At 67.1% G+C, this 12,946-nt stretch carries 12 protein-coding genes and 2 pseudogenes; 9 read left to right on the top strand and 5 right to left on the bottom strand.

All coding sequences use genetic code 11. The features are described from left to right. The first annotated feature begins 125 nt into the window (after positions 1–125). The 8 genes and pseudogenes from T333_RS18320 (at position 126) to T333_RS18285 (ending at position 6,553) form a co-directional block, all read left to right on the top strand. Entirely contained in the window at positions 126–812 is a 687-nt protein-coding gene (locus tag T333_RS18320) for a TetR/AcrR family transcriptional regulator (RefSeq protein WP_496425212.1), read from the top strand. A 319-nt stretch (positions 813–1,131) separates the two neighbouring features. After that, entirely contained in the window at positions 1,132–2,373 is a 1,242-nt protein-coding gene (locus T333_RS18315; RefSeq protein WP_496425211.1) for an acyl-CoA dehydrogenase family protein, read from the top strand. Next, positions 2,373–2,534, top strand: a pseudogene (locus tag T333_RS18310) (3-oxoacyl-ACP reductase); the annotation flags it as partial. The gene T333_RS18315 and the pseudogene T333_RS18310, both read left to right, overlap by 1 nt. A 22-nt stretch (positions 2,535–2,556) precedes the next feature. Then, on the top strand, positions 2,557–3,594 hold the full coding sequence (locus T333_RS18305; protein WP_496425210.1) for a phosphotransferase family protein: 1,038 nt from the start codon (positions 2,557–2,559) through the stop codon (positions 3,592–3,594). 138 nt (positions 3,595–3,732) lie between these two features. Then, the gene (locus T333_RS18300; protein WP_496425209.1) at positions 3,733–4,701 is read left to right on the top strand and encodes an NADPH:quinone reductase; all 969 of its coding nucleotides are present in this window, start codon (positions 3,733–3,735) and stop codon (positions 4,699–4,701) included. A 141-nt stretch (positions 4,702–4,842) separates the two neighbouring features. Further along, on the top strand, positions 4,843–5,178 hold the full coding sequence (gene fdxA, locus T333_RS18295) for a ferredoxin (protein WP_496425208.1): 336 nt from the start codon (positions 4,843–4,845) through the stop codon (positions 5,176–5,178). A gap of 79 nt (positions 5,179–5,257) precedes the next feature. Next, on the top strand, positions 5,258–6,106 hold the full coding sequence (locus T333_RS18290) for a 3-hydroxybutyryl-CoA dehydrogenase (protein ID WP_355001162.1): 849 nt from the start codon (positions 5,258–5,260) through the stop codon (positions 6,104–6,106). Positions 6,107–6,115: 9 nt separating this feature from the next. Then, the gene (locus tag T333_RS18285) at positions 6,116–6,553 is read left to right on the top strand and encodes an FCD domain-containing protein (RefSeq protein ID WP_496425325.1); all 438 of its coding nucleotides are present in this window, start codon (positions 6,116–6,118) and stop codon (positions 6,551–6,553) included. Between the two features lie 69 nt (positions 6,554–6,622). Here T333_RS18285 and T333_RS18280 read toward each other — a convergent pair. From T333_RS18280 to prpD, 4 genes and pseudogenes are all read right to left on the bottom strand, one after another. Further along, a pseudogene (locus T333_RS18280) lies at positions 6,623–6,712 on the bottom strand (dihydrofolate reductase family protein); the annotation flags it as partial. Positions 6,713–6,727: 15 nt separating this feature from the next. Next, a complete protein-coding gene (locus tag T333_RS18275) occupies positions 6,728–7,849 on the bottom strand; it encodes a bifunctional 2-methylcitrate synthase/citrate synthase (protein WP_357252650.1) in 1,122 nt (373 codons plus the stop codon). Positions 7,850–7,851: 2 nt separating this feature from the next. Next, entirely contained in the window at positions 7,852–8,766 is a 915-nt protein-coding gene (gene prpB / locus T333_RS18270) for a methylisocitrate lyase (protein ID WP_496425207.1), read from the bottom strand. Beyond that, positions 8,766–10,268 (bottom strand): 2-methylcitrate dehydratase PrpD, encoded by a 1,503-nt coding sequence (gene prpD / locus T333_RS18265; protein WP_496425206.1) that lies wholly within the window; start codon positions 10,266–10,268, stop codon positions 8,766–8,768. Before prpD ends, prpB begins: the two co-directional genes overlap by 1 nt. A 154-nt stretch (positions 10,269–10,422) precedes the next feature. Between prpD and T333_RS18260 the strand changes: the two genes are divergently transcribed. Then, complete coding sequence (locus tag T333_RS18260) at positions 10,423–11,847, top strand: short-chain fatty acyl-CoA regulator family protein (protein ID WP_496425205.1); 1,425 nt, start codon at positions 10,423–10,425, stop codon at positions 11,845–11,847. A 61-nt stretch (positions 11,848–11,908) separates the two neighbouring features. On the opposite strand, the gene T333_RS18255 is transcribed toward T333_RS18260, so the two are convergent. Then, positions 11,909–12,859 (bottom strand): methylenetetrahydrofolate reductase, encoded by a 951-nt coding sequence (locus T333_RS18255; protein ID WP_496425324.1) that lies wholly within the window; start codon positions 12,857–12,859, stop codon positions 11,909–11,911. Positions 12,860–12,946: the final 87 nt, after the last annotated feature.

The raw sequence follows: 12,946 nt of genomic DNA, 5'->3' as shown, positions 1-12,946 counted from the left end.
AAATCGGCGTCAGGTTCAATCAGTGGGGCGACCCGACCGGATCGCCGGATGGCGCTGGCCGTCGACAGCCTCCGGAATCCCCGCCCGAGACCGCGAACGACATCGACCGGACGTATAAATGCGACATGACTATTCCTGACGCCGACGTCGACGACCATGACGCGCCACCGTCCATGGCGCGCTCGTCGCTGTTGCGGGAGTTGCCGGCGACTCAGCGCGGTCTGCGGACCCGTGCGGCGCTGATCGCGGCCGCGCGGAAGGTGTTCGAACGGCGCGGGTACCTGGAAACGCGGTTGGCGGACATCACCAAGGCCGCCAAATGCTCGTCCGGGACCTTCTACACCTACTTCGCGAGCAAGGAAGAGATCTTCGCGGCCGTACTGGAAGTGGCCCAGGAGGACATGATGCATCCGGGCATGCCCCGGGTGGACGAGGACGCCGACCCGGCGCGGATCATCGCGGCGAGCAACCGCGCCTACTTCCTGGCCTACGAGCGCAACGCGAAACTGATGGGGCTGCTCGAGCAAGTCGCCAATATCGACCCCGAGTTCGCCCGGCTGCGGCGCAACCGCGCGGAGGCGTTCGTCGTCCGCAATGCGCGCAGCATCGAGAACCTCCAGGAGCGGCGGCTCGCGGACGCGGAGCTGGATCCGATGCTGGCGTCGCGCGCGCTGTCCGGCATGGTCAGCCGACTCGCCTTCAACCATTTCGTCGCGGGCGCGGACGCGGTAGATCGGGCACCGCTCGACGAGGTGATCGACACCGCGACGCGGCTGTGGGTCAACGCGCTGCGCATTCCCTCGGGAGAGTGACCGTCTTCCTGGCGTGACGCGCCGCCGGAACCCCTTCGTCGGTGCCTTCAGAAGCGCCGACATCGGCGTGTCAGTGCATCGCTGGTGTTGCGGCGCGAGATCGCGATTGGCGGCGTGCGCCGTCGCGCGCCGAAGCGGGGCTGCCCTTGGCCCAGTTCGAGAGCGCGCTTCCGGTCGCCATATTTGAAATTGACGCCGACTTCAGATATACCCTTTGGTGGGGTATGGATCGCAGCTGTCACCCCGTAGTCGGCTCGGCCGTGCCGAGGTACCGTCCGGACATCGCATCGCCGACACCGCCCTACCGTCAGGAGCCAGGATGTCCCTTTTCGACATGTCCGAACGTGCTTTGAAGTACCAGGCGGATCTGCTCGCGTTCATGGATTCGCACGTCTATCCCGCCGAACCCGTCTACGAGCGGCAGATGCGTGAATCCGGTGACCCGCATTTCCATCCGCCGATCTTGGAGGAACTCAAGGCCGAGGCCCGCCGCCGCGGACTGTGGAATCTCTTCCACCCCCATCCGGAATGGGGCCCCGGGCTGACCAACCTGGAATACGCGCCGCTCGCCGAGATCATGGGTCGCAGCCACATCGCGTCGGAGGCGTGCAACTGCAATGCGCCCGACACCGGGAACATGGAGGTCCTGACCCTCTTCGGCACCGACGAGCACAAGCAGAAGTACCTGAAGCCGCTGCTCGAAGGCACGATGGCGTCGGCGTTCGCGATGACCGAACCGCGCGTGGCCAGCTCGGACGCGACCAATGTCGAGCTGTCGATGGTCCGCGACGGCGGCGACTACATCCTGAACGGCCGCAAGTGGTTCGCGTCCAACGCGCTGCACAAGAACTGCAAGGTGCTGATCGTGATGGGCAAGACCGATCCGAACGCGGCGCCGCATCGGCAGCAGTCGATGATGGTCGTGCCGATCGACGCGCCCGGTGTCACGGTCATGCGCAACCTGCCGGTCTTCGGCTATCAGGACCGCGAGGGCCACGCCGAGATCGATTTCGCCGACGTCAGGGTGCCCGCCAAGGATGTGCTGAAGGGTGCGGGCGAAGGGTTCGCCATCAGCCAGGCGCGCCTCGGACCGGGCCGAATCCACCACTGCATGCGTTCGATCGGCATGGCCGAACGCGCGCTGGAACTGATGTGCAAGCGTGCCCGCTCGCGCAGCACTTTCGGCAAGCCGATCAGCGAGAACGCCAACATCCAGGACTGGATCGCCGAATCGCGGATCGAGATCGAGATGATCCGGCTGCTCACCCTGAAGGCCGCCCATCTGATGGACACGGTCGGCAACAAGGAGGCGCGCACGGAGATCGCGGCGATCAAGGTCGCGGCCCCGCAGATCGCGCTGAAGGTGGTCGACCGCGCGATCCAGGTGCACGGCGGCGCCGGCGTCACCGACGATTTCCCGCTCGCCATGGCCTGGGCGCATCTGCGCACGCTGCGCCTGGCCGACGGACCCGACGAAGTGCACAAGCGGGCGATCGCCCGGCAGGAGCTGGGCAAGTACCGCATCGCCGAGACGGCCGCGAGCAATGGAGTGAAAGCCTGATGACCAGCATTGCTCTGACCGGCCGCACGGCCATCGTCACCGGCGCGTCCCGCGGTATCGGTCTCGCCGCCGCGCATGCCGCCGACGAGGACGCGGCGCGACGCTGCGTCGACCTGACGCTGGAGAAGTTCGGAAGCGTCGACATCCTGGTCGACAACGCGTTGTTCCGCGGGGGGTCGGCCGGTGCCTGAGGTTTCCGACAGCGTGGCGGTCGACCCGGCGGCGGTGGCCGGTTGGCTCGATTCCCTGGGCATCGAGGTCGACGGGCCGCTGCGTTTCACCAGAATCGGTCTCGGCCAATCCAACCTGACCTATCTGGTCACCGACGTCGCCGAGCGGCGCTGGGTGCTGCGCAGGCCGCCGCTTGGCCATCTGCTCGCGTCGGCGCACGACGTGGTGCGCGAGGCGCGGATCATCGCGGCGCTGGAAGACACGCCGGTGCCCGCGCCGCGCATCCTCGGGGTCGCCAACGATCCGGCCATCTCCGACGCGCCGCTGGTCTTGATGGAGTTCGTCGACGGTCAAGTCGTCGACACGATGGACATCGCGCGGTCGCTGACACCGCAGCGGCGTCGCGAGATCGCGTTGTCCCTGCCGCGCACGCTCGCCAAGATCCACGCCGTCGACATCTCCGAGGTCGGTCTCGCGGATCTGGCCAGCCACAAGCCGTATGCCCAGCGCCAGCTCAAACGTTGGGCGGGGCAGTGGGAGCAGTCCAAGACCAGGGAACTGCCCGAACTCGACGACCTGACCCGCAGGCTGGTCGCGGCCATCCCGGAACAGCGCGAGACCACGCTGGTGCACGGCGATTTCCATCTGCGCAACGTCATCGCGGATCGCGAATCCGGTGAACTCGTCGCGGCTTTGGACTGGGAGTTGTCCACGCTGGGTGAACCGTTGGCCGACATGGGCAGCCTGCTCGCCTACTGGCCCGAGCCAGGAGAGGGCACCGGCGGTGATTTCCCCGCCTCGACGCTGCCGGGTTTCCCGACCCGCGCCGAACTCGCCGAGGTGTACCTGGCCGAAACCGGGCGCGATCCGTCGGCCTTGCGGTACTGGCACGTGCTCGGCCTGTGGAAGGTGGCCGTGATCGCGGAGGGCGTGATGCGCCGGGCGATGGACGAGCCACAGAACAAGGCCGCGGCGGGCACGCCGACCGTCGAGCTCATCGACGCGTTGGTGCACAAGGCGATCGAGATCGCGGACGCCGCGGGCATGTGACCGATCCGGTGCAGCGCGCCGAAGAGCTCTGCCGAGTTCATCGATCCGCCGATCGCGGCGGATGCCGCACCGTTGCTGGTCCGGCGGCCGCATGACAGACTGAGCCCACTCCGCTCCCCACTCGAAGGGGGCCGTCGCGTGCGAGCTGCTTACATCGAACGACTCGGGCCGCCGGAAGCGATCGTCTACGGCGAGCTGCCGCCGCCGGTGTGTGAACCGGACGATGTTCTGGTCAGGGTCACGGCCACGGCGGTGGATCATGTCGACACCTTCGTGCGCTCCGGGCGATACCCGACCGCGATGGAGTTTCCGTTCGTGATCGGCCGCGACTTGGTCGGAAACGTCGTCGAATCGCGTTCGCCGGAGTTCTCTCCCGGCGATCAGGTCTGGTGTAACAGTCTCGGGCACGACGGGCGGCAGGGAGCAGCCTCCGAGCTCGCCGTCGTTCCCGTCGATCGCCTCTACCCGCTGCCCGACGGAGCGTCTCCGGCGCAGGCGGTGGCTGTCGTCCATCCGGCGGCCACCGCCTACCTCGCCGCGTTCACCCACGGAAATCTCCGGCCGGGTGAGACGGCACTGATCGCGGGCGCGGCAGGCAATGTCGGTAGCGCACTCGTCGCCATGATCAGCCGCGCCGGAAGCACGGTCATCGCGACAGCGCATCCCGACGACCATGAGTACTGCCGACGCGTGGGCGCCGCGCACACCATCGACTATCGCGACCGAGACATCGTCGACAAGGTCAGCGCGATCGTCGGCAGCGGCATCGACCTCTCTATCGACACCTCTGGTCGCAACGACATGGTGGACGCCGTGGAGATGCTCGCGGTCGGGGGCCGGGTCGTCATCGTCGCGGGCCCCGCTTCCCGGAGCGAACTCCCGACGGGACCGCTGTATCTGAAGGACGGTTCGATTCGCGGTTTCGTCATCTCCCGCGCGACCAGCGCCCAACTGCGCGAGGCCGCGACGGTGATCAATCGCCACCTGCTCGACGGAACGCTGCGACCGCGAGCGGTCGACCTACTTCCGCTGTCCGCCGCCGCGGAGGCGCACCGCAGAATCGAGACCGAGCGGCTGCACGGGACGCGCCTCGTGCTGGAAATCTAGCTCCGTGTCGGGTGATCGAACGCGAGGCCATAAAGCCAACTTATGAGGTGGTCGGTACCAGGCCTCTACCCACGCACAGGATTCGGCACCAGGATCGGAACGTCCGCTTGTCGCGGGGTGTGAAGGGCAGAGGAGAACATCGTGACGTTCGTGGTCGGCGCTGCCTGCGTCGATGTCCTGGATCGGGCCTGCGTCGAGGAGTGCCCGATCGACTGCATCTTCGTCGGCAATCGGATGGCGTACATCCAGCCCGACGAGTGCATCGACTGCGGGGCGTGCGAACCGGTGTGCCCGGTCGAGGCGATCTACTTCGAGGACGACATTCCCGCGGGGCAGGAGCAGTTCGTCATCGAGAACGCCCGCTTCTTCGCCGAGCCGCTGCCCGGACGGCAAACGCCACTCGGCCAGCCGGGCGCCGCGGCGGGGGTCGGCGAGTTGGGAGTCGACACGGTTTTCGTGCAGGAATACCAGCCGTGAATGTGTTCCCGGCTCCTGTTCGTCGCCTGATTTCGAGCCCTGCTAGTAATGGTGTCGACTTTGGATAGGAGACATGACTGTGAAGTTGATCGGTGTGATCGGTGGCGGCACGATGGGTGCGGGCATCGCCGAGGTGTGTGCGAAGGCCGGGAGTGAAGTCCTGGTGCTCGAGACGAAGCAGGAGTTCGCCGACGCGGCGCAGCAGCGGATCGCGGCGTCGATCTCGCGCGGGGTGACGAAGGGCAAGATCACCCAGGCCGACGCCGACGCCGTGCTGGCTCGGGTGCGCGTCACCCTCGATATCGAGGAGTTCGCCGATCGTGACCTGGTCATCGAGGCGGCCCCGGAGATCGAGTCGCTGAAGTACGAGATCTTCGGCAAGCTCGACGCGATCGTGAAGCCGACCGGCATCCTCGCGACCAACACCTCGTCGATCCCGGTGATCAAGGTGGCGGGCGCGACCAAGCGTCCCGAGCAGGTCGTCGGCGTGCACTTCTTCAACCCGGTGCCGGTGATGCCGCTGGTGGAGATCATCTCCACCCTGGTCACTTCCCCGGAGACGGCCGCCGCGGTCACCGACTACGCGAAGAACACTCTGAACAAGACCACCGTGCAGGCCGGTGACCGCTCCGGGTTCATCGTCAACGCGCTGCTGATCCCGTACCTGTGCCAGGCGGTGCGGATGCTCGAGTCGGGTTACGCCTCGGCCGAGGACATCGACGCGGCGATGAAGGGCGGCTGCGGCTACCCGATGGGTCCGCTCACCCTGCTGGACACCGTCGGCCTCGACATCGCGCTGGCGGCGGCCGAGTCGCTGTACGCCGAGTTCGCCGAGCCGCACTACGCGCCGCCCGCGCTGCTGCGCCGGATGGTCGACGCGGGCCGCCTGGGCCGCAAGAGCGGACGCGGCTTCTACAACTACAGCTGACAGCGCGGGCTGATCGCCCGTTGCCGGGGCACCAACGCGCCACCCGACGAGTCATCGAGAGGTGCGCGGTGGTGCCCGCGCTGCTGCACGGATCGGCGGAACCGGTGGAAGGCCGACGTCCGGGCCGCCCACCACCGTTTGGCGGGTACCCCGGCGTTCCTCCCGGACGAAGGCAAGCACTACAGCGAGGCATGGTCCGAAGCCCATCGGATCTTCCACCGGACGCTGCTGGAGGGTTGCGGGAACCCCGTCCTGCTCGAGACCTTCGACCGGATGTGGACCGCGAGCGAATTGGCCCGCCGCTGGTCGACGGATCGCAATCCCGGCCGAGACGGCGCCGAGGAACACCGTCGGCTGGAAGAGGCGGCACTGGCCCGCGACGCCGACACCGCGGCCGAGTTGTTGACCCACCACCTCACCCTGACCGCAGCCGCGTTGCGAGAGTGATACGCCGCGCCGCGTTCGACTCCATACGCCGCGCTGGCTGCGACCGCTCGCGCCGTCCGCCAGGCACCCTCAGTCGGCGAGGTAGCGCAGCATCACCGCGGTGTCGAAGTGCCTCGTCTCGGCCAGTCGGAGCCGGATTCGCTTGTCCAGCAAGGGGAACTGTGCCCGACGCTGTCAGGCGACGACGGAACGCTGTGGCACGCCGACGTATTCGCTCAGCGGTCGGATCAGGGCGTTGGATTCGCCCTGCTCGATGATGTGGGCGGTCCAGCCGGTGATGCGGCTCATCACGAAGATCGGGGTGAAGACCTCGATATCGAAACCGAGCAGGTAATACGCCGGGCCGGTGGGGAAGTCGAGATTCGGCTGGATGCCGGTGGCCTCGTTCATGGTGCGCTCGAGGATCTCGTACATCTGCACCCACTTGGCGCCGTCGGTGACGGCGGCGACGTCCAAGAACGCCTTCTTCATGGTCGGCACCCGGGAGTCACCGTTCTTGTAGACCCGGTGGCCGAAGCCCATGACCTTTTCCTTCTTGGCCAGCTTCTCGCGCATCCACTGCTCGGCCAGCGCCGGATCGCCGATCTCGATCATGTCGTGCATGACCGCCTCGTTCGCCCCACCGTGCAGCGGACCCTTGAGCGCGCCGATGGCGGCGGTGACCGCACTGTAGATGTCCGACAGCGTGGAGGTGACCACGCGGGCGGCGAAGGTGGAGGCGTTGAAGCTGTGCTCGGCGTAGAGGATCAGCGACACCTCGAACGCCTTCACCAGCTCCGGAGCCGGGACCTTGCCGAAGCACATGTTCAGGAAGTTCTCCGCGAAACCCCTGTGCGAGTGCGGCGCGATCGGATCCAAGCCCCGGCGACGCCGGTGGTCGGCGGCCACGATGGTCGGCAGCACCGCCATCATGCGCAGTGCCTTGGCGAGGTTGGCCTTCGGCGTGTTGTCGTCCTCGGCCGGGTCCTCGGCGCCCAGGTAGCTGATCGCCGTGCGCACCACATCCATCGGATGGCAGTTCTCGGGCATCTTCGCGATCAGTGCGAGAAGCGAGCGATCGGCCCGCCGCGCGGCACGTTCCCGCTGGTTGAACAGCGCGAGCTGCGCAGCGTTCGGCAGTTCGCCATACCAGAGGAGGTAGGCGACCTCTTCGAAGCTACAGTTCGCCGCCAAATCCTGGACCGCGTAGCCGCGGTAGGTCAGGGAGTTGGTTTCCGGCACCACCTTGGAGATCGAGGTGGTGTCGACGACGACGCCGGCGAGACCCTTGTAGATGGTCGGTATCGCGGTCTCCACCATCACTGGTTCCTTCCCAGAGTGAAATTGAAGATGTCGGAATCGAATTCGTTGTAGCGCTGGTACTGCAGAAGCTCGTACAGGCGGCTGCGGTGCTGCATCCGGTCGAGCAGGTCGGCCTGCGTGCCCTTCTCGAAGATCTCCCGCAGCCCGGTCTCGGCGGCGTACATGGCCAGCCGCAGCGTCGTCACCGGGTAGATGACGGCGTTGTACCCGACGGACTCCAGCGTCTCGGCCGTGAGCAGCTCGGACTTGCCGAACTCGGTCATGTTGGCCAGCAACGGAATCGAGACCGCCGCCCGGAACTTCTCGAAATCGGCGGGCGTGTGCAGGGCCTCGGTGAAGATCAGGTCCGCACCCGCGTCGGCGTAAGCCTTCGCCCGGTCGATCGCCGCGTCGATGCCTTCGATCCCGGCGGCGTCGGTGCGCGCGCAGATCACGAAGTCCGGATCCCGGCGAGCGGCCACCGCCGCGCGCAGGCGGCGCACCATTTCGTCGGCGGGCACCACGGCCTTACCGTCCAGATGCCCGCACCGCTTCGGGTTCACCTGATCCTCGAGGTGCAGACCCGCGATTCCGGCGTCCTCCATGATGGTGACGGTGCGCGCGGCGCTCATGGGTTCGCCGAATCCGGTGTCGGCGTCGATGAGCACCGGCAGGTCGGTGACCCGCGCGATCTGCTGACCGCGACCGGCGACCTCCGTGAGCGTGGTGAGGCCGATATCCGGCAGCCCGAGGTCGGCTGAGAGCACCGCGCCCGAGACGTAGACGCCTTCGAAGCCGATCTCCTGAATCAGCTTGGCCACCAGCGGGTTGAACGCGCCCGGGAAGCGCTGGATCTGCCCCGAGGTCAGTCCTGCCTTGAACGCGGCCCGCTTGTCGGCGGCGGAGGTGGCGGCAGCCAGGAGCCCGGTCATCAGAACAGACCCTTCGGGGACTTGGGCGCGCGGGCGAGCACGTCCGCCGAGACGGTGAAATTGAGCTCCGACAGCTCGGCGGCGGACAGCTCGCCCGCGCGCTGGACCACTTCCAGGAAGCGATCCTGCTCGGCGGGCTCCACGACGCCCTCGGCGAGGGTGCGGAACTTCGCGATGTACTGCTCGCGGGCGAACGGACGCGCGCCGAGCGGATGGGCGTCGGCGACCGCCAGCTCGTCGGTGATGACCTCACCGCTCTTCAGGGTGACCTCGGCGCGCGCGCCGAAGGCCTTCTCGTTCGGGTCGGTGGAGTGATAGCGCCGCGTCCACTCGGCGTCCTCCGCGGTGGAGATCTTCTTCCACAGCTCGATGGTGTCCGGGCGCTGCGCACGCTCCGGAGCGTAGGAGCGCTCGTGATGCCATGTGCCGTCCTGCAGCGCGACCGCGAAGATGTACATGACCGAGTGGTCGAGGGTTTCGCGAGAGGCGAAGGGATCGAACTTCTGCGGATCGTTGGATCCGGTGCCGATCACGTAGTGGGTGTGATGGCTGGTGTGGAGCACGATCGAGGCGATCTGATCCAGGTCGCCGATGCGATCGCGCATCCGCCGCGCCAGGTCGATCGGAGCCTGGCTCTGGTACTCGGCGGAGTGCTCCTTGGTGTAGGTGTCGAGGATGCCGCGCTTGGCCTCGCCCGGGCTGGGCAGCGGCACGGTGTACTCCTTGCCGGGACCGCCGAGCAGCCAGGCGATCACGCCGTCCTCGCCCTCCCAGATCGGCGACGGCGCGCCTTCGCCGCGCAGCGCGCGATCCACAGCCTCGACGGCCATCTTCCCGGCGAACGCGGGCGCGTAGGCCTTCCAGCTGGAGATCTCGCCCTTGCGGGACTGGCGGGTGGCGGTGGTGGTGTGCAGCGCCTGACCGATGGCCTGGTAGATGGTCTCGGTGTCCAGGCCGAGCAGCGTGCCGATACCGGCGGCGGCCGAGGGGCCCAAGTGCGCGACGTGGTCGATCTTGTGCTCGTGCAAGCAGATTCCGCGCACCAGATCCACCTGGATCTCGTAACCGGTCGCCAGACCGCGGATCAGGTCGCGGCCGCTGCGGCCGGTGTGCTGGGCGACGGCCAGGATCGAGGGGATGTTGTCACCCGGGTGCGAGTACTCCGCGGCGAGGAAGGTGTCGTGGAAGTCGAGTTCGCGCACGGCGACGCCATTGGCCCAGGCGGCCCACTCCGGCGAGAAGCGGCCCTCGACGCCGAAGACCGTCGCGCCCGGCTGGTAAGGGTGGGTCAGCGCCTGCGCGCGGGCATTGGCGACCGGACGGCGGGTGACCGAGGCCGCGGCGACGGCCGCGTTGTCGATGATCCGGTTGACGATCATCTCTTCCGTGTCCGCGGCAACCTCCACGGCATCCGCGGCCACCTCGGCGATCTTCCACGCGAGATGCTCCTCGCGAGGAAAGCGCTCCGCAGAACGGTAGGTGCGGACGAGATGGTTCTTCACGGTCGAAGCCTCCAAGAAGTCGATTTTCACCGGTACATTTCGCACGCTACACAGCGCCAAGTCCGGGCGAAATGCCACGCAAATGCCTAATTTTGTGGAAATGAATCTGTGAAATTGTGAAAGTTGTGGAAATCGAAGCCGCTAGGCTGAACGCATGCAGAAGATGTACGCGGGTGCACGATTGCGCACGCTCCGGGAACAGCGGGGGCTCTCGCAGTCGGCGCTGGCGAAGGAGGTGGGGCTATCGGTGAGCTACATCAATCAGCTGGAGCACGATCAACGTCCGCTGACTGTTCCAGTGCTGCTGCGTCTCAATGCGCGCTACGACCTCGACATGGGCTTCTTCGCCGCCGACACCGACGCCCGGCTCATCGCCGATCTGCAGGATGTGTTCGCCGAGGACCCCGACGGCGCGAGCATCACCACGGCCGAGATGGACGACTTGGTGGCCCGAGTGCCGGCGGCCGCGCGGCTGCTGGTCGGCTTGCATCGGCGCTTGCGCGGCGCTACCGAGCAGATGGAGCGGGTGTCGGCCGGAATCGACGGTGCCATAACGGATTCCGCTTCCGCGATGCCCTACGAGGACGTCCGCGACTACTTCTACGACCGACGCAACCATATTCCCGAACTCGACCTGGCCGCCGAGGAGCTGTTCGCCCGCAACGGATTGAGCCTGGGCGGCCTGGATCTGCAGCTGACCCGGCTGCTGCGCGAACAGCACGGTATCGCGGTGGCGATACGCACCGACGATCCCGATCACCCTGGCCCCAAACGGGTCTACGATCCGAACGGGAACGTGCTGACCCTGGCGCGGCGGCTCAGCCCAGGGCAACGCGCGTTCCAGCTGGCCACGCAGCTGGCCTTTCTCACGCAGGCCGGGGTCATCGCCGACCTGATCGACGACGCGGACACCGTGCCCGAAGGTTCTCGCGGACTGCTGCGCATCGGGCTTGCCAACTATTTCGCCGGAGCCCTGATCCTGCCCTACACCCAGTTCTGGGACGCGGCCGAAACCCTGCGCTACGACATCGAATTGCTAGCGGCGAAATTCGAGGTCGGCTTCGAGACCGTCTGCCACCGCCTGTCGACCTTGCAGCGTCCCGGCAAACGAGGCGTGCCGTTCTTCTTCGTCCGCACCGACCGTGCCGGCAACATATCGAAACGCCAGTCCGCCACCGCCTTTCACTTTTCCCGGGTGGGCGGCAGCTGCCCGCTGTGGGTGGTGCACGAGGCGTTCTCCACCCCGGGCAGCATCCGCACCCAGATCGCGCAGATGCCCGACGGACGCAACTACCTGTGGCTGGCCCGAACCACCGACGAGAAGACTCCCGGATATCTCTCTGCCAAAAGGGATTTCGCCATCGGCCTGGGTTGCGACCTGGCCTACGCGGGCAAGCTCGTCTACTCGCACGGACTGCCCATCGACGACCCGCGCACCGCGGTGCCGATCGGCGCGGGCTGCAAGGTCTGCGAGCGCACCGACTGCGCACAACGCGCCTTCCCGCAATTGGGTCGCCCGATTCGCGTGGACGACAACAGTTCCCAGAACATCCCCTACGTACCGACGACAGCGAGCTGACCTCGGGTCGCGGCCTTCCCGCGCCGTTCTCGAGGGGATGTCGGGGTCGCGTGGTATCCGCTCAGGCGCTCAGCGGTGCGGCGGTGACCTCGTAGCCGAGGTTGGTCAGCACTTCGGTAGTCGCCTTGGCGAAATTGAGCGTGATGAAGTGCAGGCAGGGAGCGCCCTCGTCGATGAGCCGCTGCGCCATCTCGGTGGCGATCTCGATTCCGGCGGCGCGCACCGCGGCGCGGTTCTCCTCCGGGCCGTCGCCCGCGGCCTTGTGCAGGCGGTCCAGCACCGCCTCCGGCAGTTCCCGGCCCGACAACTCCACTGCGCGCCGCACGGTGCGCAGCGAGGTGATCGGCATGAGTTCCGGGATGATCGGCTTGCCGCCCTCGATCGGGTCGGCCCGCACCGCACGATCGCGCAGCCGCAGGTAGTGCTCGGCGTCGAAGAACATCTGGGTGATCGAATAGTCCGCTCCGGCACGAAGTTTCGCGACGAGGTAGGCGGTGTCGGTGTCCAGGTCGGTGGAGCGATGATGGCCCTGCGGGAAGGAGGCCACCCCGACATTGAAATCGCCGAGATCGCGCACGATCCGCACCAGTTCGTCGGCGTACTCGACGCCGTCGGGATGTTTGCGCCATTCGCCGAGCGGATCGCCCGGCGGATCGCCGCGCAGCACGAGGATATTGCGGATGCCACAGTCGGCGTACGAGCCGACCAGCGCGCGCAATTCGGCGACGCTGTGGCCGACCGCGGTCAGATGGGCAACCGGCAGCAGGGTGGTCTGCTGCGCCAGCTGCCCGGTGATGCGGGCGGTGCGGTCCTTGGTGGATCCACCCGCGCCGTAGGTCACGGACACGAAAGCCGGATGCATGCGCTCGAATTCGCGCACCGCACGCCACAACCTGGCTTCTCCGGCGGCATCGCGCGGCGGATTGAACTCCACCGAGAACGGCACCCGCGTACCGGAATGGGTGCGCAGGCTCTGCACGACCGACGGCACGGCGGACACGATCGGTGACATCCAAGCGGAACGGCTCGTCGTCCAACGCTCCGGATCGGAAAGGGAATGCATGCTTGCCTCGTGGGATAGGTGGGGAGGGGCGAAGGC

The organism is Nocardia sp. CNS-044 (assembly GCF_059570515.1).
The sequence above is the reverse complement of the archived record's forward strand: the minus strand, read 5'-3'. Positions and strand labels throughout refer to the sequence as shown.

Coding starts and splice junctions, on each gene's coding strand:
- T333_RS18260 (WP_496425205.1), top strand. CDS start 10,423: ATGCAGAAGATGTACGCGGGTGCACGATTGCGCACGCTCCGGGAACAG.
- T333_RS18320 (WP_496425212.1), top strand. CDS start 126: ATGACTATTCCTGACGCCGACGTCGACGACCATGACGCGCCACCGTCC.
- T333_RS18255 (WP_496425324.1), bottom strand. CDS start 12,859: ATGTCACCGATCGTGTCCGCCGTGCCGTCGGTCGTGCAGAGCCTGCGC.
- T333_RS18315 (WP_496425211.1), top strand. CDS start 1,132: ATGTCCCTTTTCGACATGTCCGAACGTGCTTTGAAGTACCAGGCGGAT.
- prpB (WP_496425207.1), bottom strand. CDS start 8,766: ATGACCGGGCTCCTGGCTGCCGCCACCTCCGCCGCCGACAAGCGGGCC.